This window comes from Enterococcus sp. DIV1314a, assembly GCF_051713805.1.
GTDB lineage: Bacteria > Bacillota > Bacilli > Lactobacillales > Enterococcaceae > Enterococcus_I > Enterococcus_I aquimarinus.
In genome coordinates, this window is the sequence record NZ_JBIOQP010000001.1 from 2269607 (window position 1) to 2283794 (window position 14188).

14 protein-coding genes and 1 pseudogene are annotated in these 14188 nt (G+C 39.7%); 1 reads left to right on the plus strand and 14 read right to left on the minus strand.

Annotated features, from left to right (window positions below):
* Positions 1–57: 57 nt before the first annotated feature.
* The 4 genes and pseudogenes from IGI68_RS10870 to IGI68_RS10885 all read right to left on the minus strand — a co-directional run bounded on the left by IGI68_RS10870 (position 58) and on the right by IGI68_RS10885 (position 3905).
* A pseudogene (locus tag IGI68_RS10870) lies at positions 58–536 on the minus strand (peptide-methionine (S)-S-oxide reductase).
* Positions 537–1377: 841 nt separating this feature from the next.
* Positions 1378–1611, minus strand: coding sequence for a heavy-metal-associated domain-containing protein (locus IGI68_RS10875; RefSeq protein WP_047001637.1), 234 nt, complete (start codon positions 1609–1611; stop codon positions 1378–1380).
* Positions 1612–1690: 79 nt separating this feature from the next.
* Entirely contained in the window at positions 1691–3544 is a 1854-nt protein-coding gene (locus IGI68_RS10880; protein ID WP_438733291.1) for a heavy metal translocating P-type ATPase, read from the minus strand.
* Between the two features lie 58 nt (positions 3545–3602).
* Positions 3603–3905 carry a hypothetical protein gene (locus IGI68_RS10885; RefSeq protein WP_047001639.1) on the minus strand — a complete coding sequence of 101 codons (303 nt, stop codon included), beginning with the start codon at positions 3903–3905 and terminating at the stop codon, positions 3603–3605.
* Between the two features lie 141 nt (positions 3906–4046).
* Here IGI68_RS10885 and IGI68_RS10890 point away from each other — a divergent pair, with 141 nt between their 5' ends.
* Positions 4047–4487, plus strand: coding sequence for an IS3 family transposase (locus tag IGI68_RS10890; RefSeq protein WP_438732822.1), 441 nt, complete (start codon positions 4047–4049; stop codon positions 4485–4487).
* Positions 4488–4748: 261 nt separating this feature from the next.
* Here the strand turns inward: IGI68_RS10890 and IGI68_RS10895 are convergent, their stop codons facing one another.
* The 10 genes from IGI68_RS10895 to IGI68_RS10940 all read right to left on the minus strand — a co-directional run bounded on the left by IGI68_RS10895 (position 4749) and on the right by IGI68_RS10940 (position 14158).
* On the minus strand, positions 4749–6035 hold the full coding sequence (locus IGI68_RS10895; RefSeq protein WP_438732824.1) for a hypothetical protein: 1287 nt from the start codon (positions 6033–6035) through the stop codon (positions 4749–4751).
* A gap of 20 nt (positions 6036–6055) precedes the next feature.
* Entirely contained in the window at positions 6056–6913 is an 858-nt protein-coding gene (locus tag IGI68_RS10900; RefSeq protein ID WP_438732826.1) for a hypothetical protein, read from the minus strand.
* A gap of 48 nt (positions 6914–6961) precedes the next feature.
* Positions 6962–7285: a type II toxin-antitoxin system RelE/ParE family toxin gene (locus IGI68_RS10905; protein WP_438732828.1), complete on the minus strand. Its 324-nt coding sequence runs from the start codon at positions 7283–7285 to the stop codon at positions 6962–6964.
* Complete coding sequence (locus tag IGI68_RS10910; RefSeq protein WP_438732830.1) at positions 7282–7515, minus strand: type II toxin-antitoxin system prevent-host-death family antitoxin; 234 nt, start codon at positions 7513–7515, stop codon at positions 7282–7284. The genes IGI68_RS10905 and IGI68_RS10910 overlap by 4 nt, the downstream gene beginning before the upstream one ends.
* Positions 7516–7591: 76 nt before the next feature.
* Entirely contained in the window at positions 7592–8446 is an 855-nt protein-coding gene (locus IGI68_RS10915; protein WP_438732832.1) for a peptidoglycan amidohydrolase family protein, read from the minus strand.
* Between the two features lie 28 nt (positions 8447–8474).
* A complete protein-coding gene (locus tag IGI68_RS10920) occupies positions 8475–9194 on the minus strand; it encodes a hypothetical protein (protein WP_438732834.1) in 720 nt (239 codons plus the stop codon).
* Positions 9195–9905: 711 nt separating this feature from the next.
* Complete coding sequence (locus IGI68_RS10925; protein WP_438732836.1) at positions 9906–10265, minus strand: zinc-ribbon domain-containing protein; 360 nt, start codon at positions 10263–10265, stop codon at positions 9906–9908.
* Between the two features lie 13 nt (positions 10266–10278).
* Entirely contained in the window at positions 10279–11598 is a 1320-nt protein-coding gene (locus IGI68_RS10930) for a zinc ribbon domain-containing protein (RefSeq protein ID WP_438732838.1), read from the minus strand.
* Between the two features lie 16 nt (positions 11599–11614).
* Entirely contained in the window at positions 11615–13465 is a 1851-nt protein-coding gene (locus IGI68_RS10935) for a zinc-ribbon domain-containing protein (RefSeq protein ID WP_438732840.1), read from the minus strand.
* 12 nt (positions 13466–13477) lie between these two features.
* Positions 13478–14158, minus strand: a complete 681-nt coding sequence (locus IGI68_RS10940) for a hypothetical protein (protein WP_438732842.1) — start codon at positions 14156–14158, stop codon at positions 13478–13480.
* Positions 14159–14188: the final 30 nt, after the last annotated feature.

The following is a 14188-nucleotide window of genomic DNA, read 5'->3' on the forward strand; positions in this document are numbered from 1 at the left end:
GTGAGAGTATGTCGATTAGTATTTTTATTATTTTCAGTTTGTGGGAATATATCCTAGTTATTTACGATACCTTGTTAGTAATTCTTTAGGAATATGGCAGTAATCATTTGGATATTTACTTAACCTATCTTGATGTTCATCGGCACTTTTTACATAATTAGTAAGTGGTTTAACTTCAACAACGATTTTTTCGCTATCATTTCGTCTAGCTATATAATCTATCACAGCTTCAATATGATTCGCATTTTCACTATAAATACCGGTTCTATATTTTAGTCCAACATCGTTACCTTGTCGATTAATACTATACGGGTCAATAATTTCAAAAAAAGTTCTACTAGTTGTGTAACTGAAACAACACTTTTGTCGAAGGTTGTTTTGACACATTCTGCATAGCCGTCATAATGACTATTTAAAGAATAAGTTTCACCATTAGCTCTTCCTGCTTCAGTCTCTACTACGCCGGGTAATGTTTTAATAAATGCTTGCACGCCCCATAAACATCCACCAGCAAAATAAATAGTATTCTTATCCATATATTCCTCTTTCCTCTAATTTTTAGATTTATTATAAAAATCATTATTAACAGATTTCACTAATACCATAATTCATATACCAGTCAAATACTTTCTTTGATTAAATTATACTCTATTTACTGTAAAATTACGCCGTTTTTTAAATTAATATGACTAACGATTCCGGATTCCTTGGACGCTACTGAAATTCTTCTTTTCTGTCGTCGTCAAAGAATCATCTTTCCCCGTTAAACGACGCGTCAATTTAAATGTTAAATAATTAAGAAGATGAAATTTTGTGGATACTCACCATTACTGTACATTTCTAAAAAATCCAATCTCTTCTAGCTATCGTTTTTCCCTTTTCATTCCAATTCAGACTATATATGGTGAAATATTCCGATAGTCATCAGCAATTTTTTGGACGATTTTGGTTAAACATCTGATTTCTTAATCTGGCTATTTCCCTACAATCGTAATCTCCTCATATAACAAATTTTTTCGTAGTAAACAGAAGTCCTACATTTCATACACAGTGAAAAACCGCTAGCCAAAAATCGGCTAGCGGTTCTAAAAATGATGTTTATCCTTGTCGAGTCTAACAACTCGTCATGACGAACAATGTTTATTTTCTTGTTAACAGACACACTGCTTTCACGTGGCTTGAGCGGAAGTTATAGCTGTCAAATACTAGTAACCAAAATATTTTTATCAGAAATTCTCTTTGTGAGAACATATCCACTGTGGGCTTTCGTGTGTGGGAAGATATCAACGACATTATAACTTGGTAACTGTGTCCTTTGCCGTAGATGACATTAACCAGCATCTGATATCATTAAAACCGAACTTATTCCCTCTTATTTCATAAAGCTTTTACTTGAGATTTTATAACTTCATATCCTAATTTATCGATGGCATTTTCAATATCTTTTATAGATACTTTTTCATCATCATATTCCACTCTTACTTTACTTGAATTAAATAGCACCTTTATGCTTTTTTTGTCTACTCCATCTAATGATTTAACTCCATTTTCTATTTTTTGCATACATGATGGACATGTTAATGTTTCTAATTGAATTGTTGCTTTTTGCATTTTTCATCTCTCCTTTAGTTTATGTTAATTGTATTATTATCTATAATAAATTGATTTACATCCAGAATTTTATTTATTTTTATTTTCTTAATTTATAGCGAAGAAGTCTCATACCATTTAAAATCACTACTAATATACTTGCTTCATGTACTAACATACCGATTGACATGTTCATCCATTCACTAAAGAATACGCTGGCAAGAAGGACTAATACAACCCCTACTGCAATAATAATATTTTGAAGCATGTTATTAGCGGTTGCTTTTGTTAAACCTAATGCATGTGGCAAGCGGCTGAAATCTGAATTCATTAAAACAACATCTGAAGTTTCGATTGCTACATCTGTTCCATTTCCCATAGCAATTCCAATTTGTGCTAGAGCTAGTGAAGGACTATCATTTACTCCATCTCCAACAAATGCCACAATTTGACCTTTTTCTTGTAACTCTTTAATATATGTTGCTTTATCTTCTGGCAACATATGTCCATGAGCTTCTGTAAGTCCTAGTTCACGTGCTACTAAATCAACTGTTCCTTGGTTATCACCAGAAAGAACTACTAGATTTTTAACACCAAGTTTTTTCAACTTTTTAAGATCATCTTTTACACCCGGGCGAATTTGATCACGAATACCCATCAATGCTTTTAATTCCCCATCAACTGATGTTAAAACAAGTGAATTCCCATTTTTCTCAAATCTGGCAATATCTGCACGAGCTTTTTCACTTAAAAGAATATTTTCTTGCTCCATTAGTGCCACATTACCGACTGCAACTTTATGACCTTCTACATGAGCTACAATTCCTCCACCTTTTACAACATCTGTTTTTTCAACTGTATATAATTTTATATCTCCAATATATTCTACAACTGCTTTTGCTAATGGATGATCTGATTCCTTTTCAACACTTGCTAGATACCCTAATACTTCATATACATTATCTGCATAAATTTCTTTATCAGCTACTTTGGGATTTCCTATTGTTAATGTACCTGTTTTGTCAAATACCATGGTATCTAGTCTGCTAAAGTCACTAATAACCTCGCTACCTTTTAGAAGGACTCCATGACGTGCCCCATTGCCAATCCCCGCGACGTTTGAAACCGGTACACCGATTACCAATGCTCCTGGACATCCTAAAACTAACATTGTAATTGCAAGTTCAATATCCCTTGAAAATATCCATACAATAAAAGAGAGAACTAAAACAGCTGGTGTGTAGTATTTAGAAAATCTATCAATGAAACGTTCTGCTTCTGATTTTGAATCCTGTGCTTCTTCAACCAACTCAATGATTTTACCAAAAGTAGTATCCTCACCTACACGATCAGCAGTGATTTGAATAGTTCCATTTTCTAAAATTGTTCCGGCATATACCCCCGAATCTTTCTTTTTACTTACAGGAACCGCTTCTCCTGTAATACTTGCTTCATTAATATGCCCTTCTCCTGTTAACACTGTACCGTCAACTGGGATTTTTGCACCCGTTTTAACAAGCAAAATATCTCCTACATCAACTTCATCTATTTCTACTTCTTCAAACTCACCATTTTCCACTTTTTTAAAGGCACTTTCTGGTGCCATTTGAGTTAATTCTTTAATTGCAGAACGTGTTTTATTAAGTGTCCTTTGTTCTAGATAAGCTCCAAATAGAAATAAAAATGTAACAATTGCTGATTCTTCGTAGTTTCTAACTATAAAGGCTCCGATAACTGCAATGGTAACTAAAACATCAATACTAACTACTTTGACTTTTAATGCTTGATACGCTTGAATCGCAATAGGTGAAACTCCCAAAATTGAAGCAATTACTAATGCCCATATGGCTATTTGTTCGTTTTCGAAGCCTAATTTACTGACAAATGCAATTATTATTAAAATTGCACTTACTATTGTAATATGGTTTTTTCTTCCTAATATAAATTTTTGTATATTCATACTCCTCCCTATTAGATTATTTATATCTTTTCATTTCTTTGTTTATTTTCTTTTATGCTTCATATGCTTTATCTAATTCTGCTAACATGTTATATACTGCTTCATAACTTTCGCATACATCACCTGGAACTGTATAATTATCTGTGATTTCACGTAATTTTACAAACTCCTCTTTTAAGTCCGGCTTTTCTACTCCCGCATCTTTTGCTTTCTTTGCAAGTTCATCATATACTTTACGAACCTGGTAGAATTCTGGATGATTTCCTCCATGAACTTTTGCTACAACTGGAACATATTGTGCTAATGTTTTTAAATGAGTTTCCTTTACTTGATTAAAATTTAATTGTCTTGACATATTTTTTTCCTTCTTTCTTGTTTTATTTTTTCTTTATCTTGATTATATAATACTATAGATTGAAAGAAATTAAATTGATCTATATCAAGTTTAGTCTTTTTAAATGTTTTAATAATTTTTACTACTATATTAGAAGAAGCGGTGGAAGAAGTTTTTCAGCAAAATAGACGAGCTTATGGTTCACGCAGAATCAAGGAACGCCTTGATAAGAAAAATCTCATTTTGAGTCGTCGAAAAATTCGTCGCATCATGAAAAGACGAGGATTGAAATCCAGTTACACGAAGCCCAAATATCGCGTACATTCGTGCCAAAGCAATCAAAAGAAAATTGCGAATCACTTAGATCGAAAGTTTACTCAAACAAAAGCATTGTCAGCGGTTGTCACGGATTTAACTTATGTTCGGGTCGGGTCAAATTGGGCTTCTATTTGTTTGATGATTGATTTATTCAATCGTGAAATTATTGGCCATTCTTGCGGAAATAAAAAAGATGCGCAGCTTGTAAAAAGGACCATTCAAAGCATTCCTTACTCACTTCAAGAAATCGAACTCTTCCATTCATACACAATGAAAAACCGCTAGCCAAAAATCGGCTAGCGGTTCTAAAAATGATGTTTATCCTTGTCGAGTCTAACAACTCGTCATGACGAACAATGTTTATTTTCTTGTTAACAGACACACTGCTTCCACATGTTTTGAGATGAATTCATAGCTGTCAAAAATTAGTAACATGAATACAATTCTCTTTGAGGGAACATATCCACTATGGTCTTTCATATGTGGGAAGATATCAACTCTTTTACTGTTTGATTTATACAAACAAATGAAGATTTTAGAAGGTGGTTAATCCATTTTGCTTTCTGGTAAATAATATACTTTTCCATCCTTCGCAATTAACTGCACATCTTTAAGATATAATTCTGTTTGTTCGTATTTAAAACTACTTCCATTACTATAGCTTTGTTCATCAATTATATTTGCTACGCTCTTATCAATTGTACGAAAATTCAACTCATTTCTTATTAAGCCTGGAAAGAAGTGAATTACTCTGTCAAATCCATCTCTCTTGCGGCGAGTTTCATCTATATCAATGTTCAACCTTTTTGCGGCATCTTGATGCCAGTTAGTGAGCCTTGTTTGTGTATCAATAACCTGCCGTCTGAATACAGGAAGCAGAGCCACACACTGCTCCCGAGAAACAGCACCAAGATGCAGTGTATACCTTAGGTCGGAAATCTTATACATCACATCTAGCAAAGACTTTTGATACAAATACCAATTCTGAGCCTCATTTAATTCTCTTTCATAAGTCTTGTAATCAATATCTTTCTTTTTCGCATATCCAGCAAGTGTCAGGTTAGCCTGTCCTAAAAGTTGGGTACACTCTTCTTCAAGGCTATCAAGCTGAGAAATTTTACTAAGTCTCAACTCATTGTTTTCAAGGATTTCAACTTGAAAGTCTGCTATCGTTTTAACATGGGCTATAAGTGAAAATACTCTACTACGGTACTCATTGTCCTGAAAATCTGAAACCTTAGATATGCTTTCGCTTATTAAGCCAAGCTCAGCATTAATTTGTGTCATGTAATACTGGCCAACAACCATCGATGCTACTCCCATAGCCGTAGCTGCGGTATTTGCTACAACGGCCGTTCCTTTTTGAGCCTCAATTGCTACTAAATTTGCATGACCTTTAATACCGTCTGCACCATGATATATACCTCGAACAGCATTTTCCATTGCATTCGAGTTAGTGAGTTTTGCACCTGCTGGAATTATAGCTCTATATAAAACCTCACTATTTGCTTGTAATGCTTGAATCGCATTATTAGCAGTATTTCCTACCTGTGCTAATTCTGGGACAAGATTGTTTACATGTGCCAGAACTTTACTGCTTTTAATTTCAACTAATCTACTCTCATCAATTATAGATCCAACTGGAAGCATCTCCATTTGGATTGCAAGTCCATCTGGTTTATCTGCCTTATTAATGGGGGCACCAAACGGTGAAATGCCCGAAACAATCGTGGGATTTTCTATTTTTTTATTATCTGCTCTCTTTTTCATGAATATCGCTAGGAAGACGCTAGCAATAACTACGATACAGATTCCAATTAATATGTATTCCATATAATGTTAACCTCCCACAATTAACTCCATGTCTTAGTCTTAAGTAGTTCAGCGATATCCTCAGTTTCAGGTAATTGCTCAGTTTCAAGGATTTGCGTTAAATCAAATACCCTCGTTCCCATAGGAGCCCTCGGTGTGATTTTCTTGAAATCAGTCTCATGGAATTTTTCAACAAAGAAGTATCTATGCTTACTACTTTTTATATCATATCCATGTTGAACACCATCAATAATTGCATCTGCAATTTTCTGTTTTCTTTCCTCGGTCAATTCGCCAAACTCTACTTCATATTGCATACCATTATCAGTATCTACAGCCGTGATACGAGCACTAATCTTGCCAACCGCACGTACGCTTTTATTTTTATACAAGCTCAAATAATCGTGTGCGCGAAAACCACGCTCAGCATTATCATAGTAAATATCCTGACTTACATTAAAATCTAGTGTTGTTCCTGCCAATTGCATCCTCATAAATTTCCATGAATCTGAAACAGCAATGAGGCCATCGTTATAGCAGTAATTCAGATAATCATCCAAAACCTCCTGCATTTCGTAATCCCTATCATCAATTACTTCCTGTATTGCATTTACTATACCTTCAAATGTTGTATTGATATGAATTACTGGTTTACTTTGCGCAGAGTTATATTCCTTTAATTGTTGTTCAAAAATATTCTTTTTATCTTCTGCCATTAACTCATGGGCTAGAGTAATCATTACCTTATACTTCTCATCACCAAAGGAATTCAAATGTCTCATAAGTTGTTCAGAATAAAACCAGTCAGACATTTTTGTTTCAACAACAATCTTAAAGCTTTCCTGTGTTATGGCCGCATCAGGAATACTATCAACACTCTTCTCTTGTAAGTTAAACACGATTTCTGGCTCAAAGGAGTCAGAGAAAAATTCCGAATAATGGATCATTTATTCTAAATATCTTTTAAATTTTTGCATAGGATCCTCTGTAACAGAATACAATCGTAATAACGTAACTGTTTGATTCCCTTCATCAACTGTATAAAACACAACATTTTGTTTCAATGGTAGATATCTATACCCATTGAAAGTAAACATCAACGTTGCTGCATCTTTGCCTTTATATGGGAATTCACCTAAAGATTCAAAAGTATCAAATAGCGAAGCTAAAATATTCTGTGATACAACTTCTGAAAACTCACTTACTAAATAATCAGACAGTTGGCTTAAATCATCTAACAACTCGTTCGATAATTTTACATGGTACTTCATACATGAAATCTTTCTCTAGCAGTTGCCAAATCAATAGTTCCACTTGTTTCAGCTTTTTTCAATTGTTCCAAAATTTCTAAACTCGCTTTTAATCGATCATAATCTTCAATATCAATCACAGCATACTTCCCTCTTCCGTTTTTCGTTAAGAATACTGGTTGGTCGTTGGTGACTTCTTTCAAAACTTGGTTGTAGTTACGCAAATCAGAAATAGGCTTAATGTTCATCATAATCATCATCCTCCTGTAAATATTGTACTATATTTTACGAATAATTTACAGCGGATTTCCTTACCAATGCCACCTGTTACCCAGTAATTCGATAAAAATAAACTGGTGCCAAATTCGTATCTCCAAAATAACCTTCAAATGGTGTTTCTACCACATCTCCATCTTGACCAAACCCACGACCTGTTGCAGGTGTAGCGTGTAGAATATGCTTACCACCCTTATCAGTAAAAAATCCAGTATGACCAAAATTTCCTGAAGAACTTCCTTTTGTTCCCCAAACAAAAATATCTCCTGCCCTAATTTCAGCACGAGAGATAGGTTGAAGAATGGTTCCTTCCAAACTATATAAATACTCCGTACTACCTATGCTAACATTGATTCCAGCTTGTTTCATTGCCCACGTCACAAAAGAGGAACAATCATGATATGGAAATCGCCCGTGTTGATTTAAGCCTTGCGAATGCTGAACACCATTTTCGTGTAAGGTATACGCAAATTCTAATGATTTGTTGCCTTTTCCCTTTCCACTAGTAGAAGCCCATACAAGGGACATATCCTTTTCTCCACCAAGTGCAACCATAAAGTCTTTGATTGCTGGAACCCAATACTTATTTAATCCAAGCGGATCATTGGCTGCACCTACTGGACAATAAACACTGCCTAGCTGCTCAACGGTCTGTAACTTTCTTTTTACAATTAAATTTTGAAGCGTACGACCTGTTGCCTCGATACCTTCATCTAAAGAATTGTAGTGAATGATACCTGAGCTAGACATTTGTCCACTAGGATTATTATGTTCTCGAATAGCTTGACTTGTTCCCCAAGCACTTTCATGAATCATAATCGCTGCAAAGATGACCGGAGATACACCTGCTTTTTTTGCTTCAGCAATAATTTTATCAGCTTTTGTGCTAAAAGCATTGCCTTTCATCCGTATTAGCGAGCGAAACTTGTCTTCATCAAATGATGAGCCCCCAACTGAAGAAAAACCTAAATCTGAAGTTTGTGCATATATTAATTAATTTATTATCTGCACGTTTTGAGCAGTCCATTTTGAGCTGCTCATTTTGAGCATTAGAAAAATCATTGATTTCATCCCATTTTTTGGGATGTTCATTTTGAGCATTCGAACTTTCCATATTGATTTCATCGTGACTTTTTAGCCATTCAAGCAGTGTATCCTCCTCTTCTTCAGTTAAATAGTTAGGTAAAATCAATCTGAAATTTTCCATTGTTTGGCCTTCATATTTACGAATCAGCTTATGATAATAACGAAAGTTGTATTCATGAGCTTCTTCAAACAGATGAATAATATCTTCTACCAAAAATGGTTCCATACTAAAAAGATAGGAAAAGATAAAACTTTTCCCATCTCGTTTTCTGAATTGGAGTACATAACCTTCATCAATTAATTCTTGCCAACACTTGTCTATTTTTCTACGACTATTTTTGATGGATCGTTTATATAATTCACTTTTATAAAGTTTAAACGATTCAGGATATGAAACGATGCTAATTAATAAGCCTCTTGCTTCGTAACTCAACGTTTCATTTTGAGCAAGTTCTCTTGGGATTGATTCATATCCTTTATTTTTTCTAAACCGTTGGATAGCTCTCTCACTTTTTTTATCTGGTGGTTGTCGTTGATTATACTCTTCTGTAAATTGAAAAATACTCATCAAATTCAGCCCTTTCTATTGCATAAAAAACGTAACTGTTCAAATAAAATTTTTAAAGTTTGTTATAAAAAAGAAGAACGTCATAAAGAACGTTCTCCTCAGAAATAATATTAACTTTTATTCTAGTAGGTTATTCAACATGTCCCCGCACTCTAGTTCAATTAGAACAGAAACCTCATAATGATCAATAACTACTTTATTTCGTATTTTATCCCCTTTTGAGCTAAATGACACATGTGGCTCAAACAGCTTGAAACTAAGGATTTCTACGTATTTTGAGGACATAGTACCATTATAGTCTCCACATGGAATGAGAGCACCAGGTTGATGTCTGGTATATATTTTTCGTTTTGTCCGTTCTCGGGAACAGTTCAATAGTGGTTTTTATGGGGGTGTTCTGTTCGAGGGAACAAGACGATACATGGGGTTTAATTCCTGTCATCTCCGGTGGCAAAGGAACTAACTATTGATAAAATGCACCGGTCAAATCAAATCGTTAAAATTTGCACCTCTTTTGCACACCCCTCGTTTTAGAGGTTACCGATGTATGTTACACAACTTCCATATACTTCAGTCAATGACTACCTTTGAGATATTTGTACTCATGGAATCATTCATGAACAAGCAATAGTCGCGGAAGTATTCAATTTCAAAAAGCAACGCACACTGATTACGGAAAACTAAAACCACAGCCAAATTAGCCTTTTATTTTCATAGCGCTGTTCCACACTGACCGCAAAATCGAGCACCGAGAACAGCGCGGGAGCCACATTTCGAGCAGAACTTTATCTGCGGCTCAGCTTGGTATGTCAGCGGCAGATCCTCATTCGGCGCAGCGTCAGACAGAAACAGCCAGTCAATGTCCTCGCCGTCGTTACATAAGCCGATAGCTCCGGCAGGCGATACCACATAAAAGCTGTCCTCATCGATGGGGTCTTCACTATCGCTTATTTCGGCAAGCACCAGCAAGCCTTTTACATTGTATCTATCATTGGAAGTGGCAAAGCTCCAGCTTGTGCAGCGTGTTGCCGAAAACTCCGCAGCCTCCAGCAGCGTGTCAAATCTCTCCATTATAAAATCCTCCTTATTTAAATAATAGGTTATTACACCGCTTGCAGCGGTCATTTTGTATGGGGTTCATCATGGAGCAGACATTGCAATAGATGATGCGGTCTTTGGATTTATCGTACTTCTCGTATGTACCGAATTTGGGATGAAACCGCACCCTGTCGCCAACCGAGAGATAATCGTACATATGCCGCCCGCTGTCCTTTTCCACGATGGTTTTTTTCTTGCCCGCATCGGTGTTAATGATCGTGGTATATTCCGTATAAGTTTTTGACGCATCGTCTTTATGCTCGTACTTCTCTTTGCTGAATTTGTTGGTGACGATGCCCTCCCACATAGGCTTCTTGGTCCTTTGCAGCGCCAGTAAATTAACGACCAGCATGATAAGAGCAATGCCAACGCCGATAACAAGAGCTTCTCCAAAGGGGAAGTCGTCCATCAGCAGACCTGCGACGGGAAAGCCGATGAGCGGCACGAAAACCAATATCCACATACAGCCTATGGAGAATTTTTTGTTTTTCTCCGCAGCGGCCAGTATCTCCGGCGAATGACACCTGTCGGAGAAACCCACCAGCCCCGCGCCGCTCTGTGGGGGCGCGGGAGTTGCTACATGGTGTGGTTCCATCGGCTCCGACGTTGCCGAATTCACCGCCTTTCCGCAGCCAATACAAAATTCGGCTCCCTCCGGAAGCGTTGCGCCGCAGGCCGTACACTCGCCGGGGACATTTGTTTGTATTTTTGTGCCGCAGCTTGAACAGAAAGCCATACCCTTCGTAATCTTGTTTCCACAATTGGGACAAAACATATACGTATCACTCCTTACTTCGAATATTTGAGGCGCGGCGGGTTTCCTCGCCGCTGATTTCTTCTTTTTCCCGCCTCTGGCTGTGCGTATGACAAGCAGCAGCAAAAGCAGACAACCGATAGGGGTAAGAATGAGGTAAATAATTCCTCCTTCGCCCATCTCGCTAAATTCGGACAGCATGGCTGGCTTATTCACATAAGGTAATACACTAAGGTAGCGGATTCGCTCGGAGCGCGTTTCGCCCTCGTCCAAGCTCGGCCATGCCTCGTCGCTGCTATATATCACATAGCCCCGGTATTCCTTGCCGTTTACCAGAAACCAATAGCCCTTGGAAATGGTCCGGGAGCGGTTGACATCTGCGGCACTATCATCCAAGCGGTTGTGATAGCTGTCCACCGTACCCATTACGCTGTCGCCCCATATCGCCAGTGCCAGCGTAGAGAGACTTGAATACATGGCAAACAGCAGCACGGCGTAAATCAGGATGAGGATGGGCAGGGGGATGTTTTTGCTTGTTTTCTTCTTTGCCATAGTATTTTCCCCTTTTTCAATCTACCCGTACAAAATCAGACCGGAGTGCGCGCAGATATTCTCTTCCATAGTCGCCATCGTCTTTTCCGTACCTGGTCAGGACTACATCTCCCGCGTCGAATGTATCTAATAAGGTCAATTGTCCCGACTTCGCGTCAAAAACATAGGACGTTGAACGATAAGGCGTAGTCGCACTGCCGCCGTAATTGAATCGATAATTACAATTCAAGCTGTCGATGATCTCGATGCTTAGATCAAAATTTTCATTGCCGCTGTCCGTGCCGTCAGAATAGAGCCTGTTCCAATGACCGTTGAACCACTGTACATCCACCTGCTCCGGGGATTCCGGCATGGCTTCGGGCGATTCCTGCTCAGGATTTAGGAACATTTCATAAAGCAGTTCTCGCAGATACTCAACTATTTCGTTTATCTCATCCTCAGTATAGTAGTATTTCTCTTCCATCTCCTCCGCCAGCTCCGCAGAGGTTTTATCCTCTCCATCCGGCAGGGACAGACCGGTTTGCTCCAGCTCTTTTTCTATTTCCGCTGGAGTCTTGCCCTCGGTGCTTATCTCGGTCATCGAAGTCTTGGTCTCTCCGTTCTCACCGACGGTGATAAGCCCGCCCATTATTTTGCCGTCGCGCACAAAATCGTGCAGGCTCTCGCCGATGTAGGAGAGTTTATCGATGTTTCCTACTTTGTCCGCCACTTCACCCGAAAATTTAATTCCGCCGGTTAGGATATTGACCCCGCCGGATACGGCGGATATGGGGCCCATAACATCCTTAAAATCATTTGCTGCCATTGTTACTCTGCTGTTCTCGCCGAAGATGATTGTGCTGCCGGTGGAGGCTATATCAACAATAGTGTCCACTCCGCTTATGACCATGCCGCCAGCCTCCAGAATACCGTTGGCAACCCCGCCGCCCGCCACCACGCCTCCTATGTAAAGGCCTGTTTTGCAAACTGTTTTTGTAGCCATAGCAGCGTTTTCAAAGTTTTGCATGGTGTCGCCCTCGGCTGAATATGCCTCTCCCGTCAAGATGTTCTGAGCCATTTGCAGCTGGGCATAGGCCTTTTTCGCATCTGTGCCGAGATTTTCAGCCAGTTGTCTGACCTTTTGCCCAGCGGGGTAGGAGTCGTATTTCTCCGTCAAGTCTTTTGCCCATTTTACAGCGGCATTTTCCTCGGCGGCGTAGGCTGTTGTGATGAGCAAGCCTCCCGACACCGACCTCGCGGCAGTATTGCTCATCGTTGCCTTGGGCGTCTGTTCCGTATTGTGAAAGCCTTCGGCATAATCTGTCAGCTCTGCCGCCTTCGTATTGGCCAAGTCGCACAGTCTCCATGCCTCCAGCGCTTCGGCGGTCATGACCTTCAGCTCGTCGATGCTGCCCCTTTCGTGGTCATATTCAGTCAGAGCGTCAGTCTTAAGGCGAGCAATAATATAAAGCCGTGTTGCCATCGCACCCGCCTGCTCCAAAGCTTCTCGCTCATCAGCTACTGCGGGTAGGAACACGCTGACGCTGTCTCGACTTTTTCCCGACCAACCGCCCACCATAAATCCCGGCCAGCCGTAGAGCGCGACCGCAGTGGTCTGTATGACGAGCAAGACGGACAATATAATACACAGCGCATTACGCCCGCCGTTTCTTTTCGGTGCTGCGGCACTTTTTCTTTTTGGTGTCGCAACGGGCGGGATTGGTTTTTGAGGTTGTGCCTCGGTTATAAATTGTGGCTGCGGCACAGGTTTCGGCTGTTCTTCGGGAACAGGACTCACGGACCCATCAAGAACCGGCGCGCTGCATTTGGCGCAGAAGCGAGCGCCGGTATGAAGCTCTTTTCCACAATTAGTACAAAATTTTTCCATAATTACACCTCCTTATGGTCGTACCAGCGCCATCAGTGCCGGTGTCCCGTCTGGCGTATCCATCGTACCGACAGCGTATTGCTTTCCATTAAGCTCGTAGAACTGCGCCAGATGTATGGTTCCCGCGCCGGACGCCCACAGGCCGCCGTTTTCCCACTTGCCAAGAAATACGCTGTCCTCCATGTCCGATTCGTCGAAGCTCTCTCCCTCGTTGGCCCAAAAAATCTGATACCAGTCGAGCGTGAGGCTCAGACTCTCCGCAGTACCAGCAAGAGCGATGTTGAGAAACTCCATCGCGCCCGCATCGTATTCGTTGTTGGGATCGTAAACAATCAACGCTTTCCAGCTCCCGGTCAACAGGTCGATGCTGTCTATGATATTCGCATCGGACGGAACCCCGTCATAAGCCACATCCTCCGTGTACCAGAGGAAGTCTTCCAAATCGGGGTGTTCCTCCGTGGATAAGCTCGTGTCAGTTTCCTCCGGCACGGGAATATCTCCGCTCTCCGTGGGCGTGGGCGGCGCTTCTTCCTTCGGCGATGGTGTGACGGGTGTTGTTTGCTCCGTCCCCGGCGCCGGAGGTTCTTTTCTGTCTGCTGACCGTAGATTGGGCGGTATTGTGAGTATGCCGACGACCAGCATAATCACATTGGCCGTGATCAGCACGGCAATCAATCCTTTCTTCAATTTCATCAGCCCTCCTTGATTCGCTTTGCTATGGAT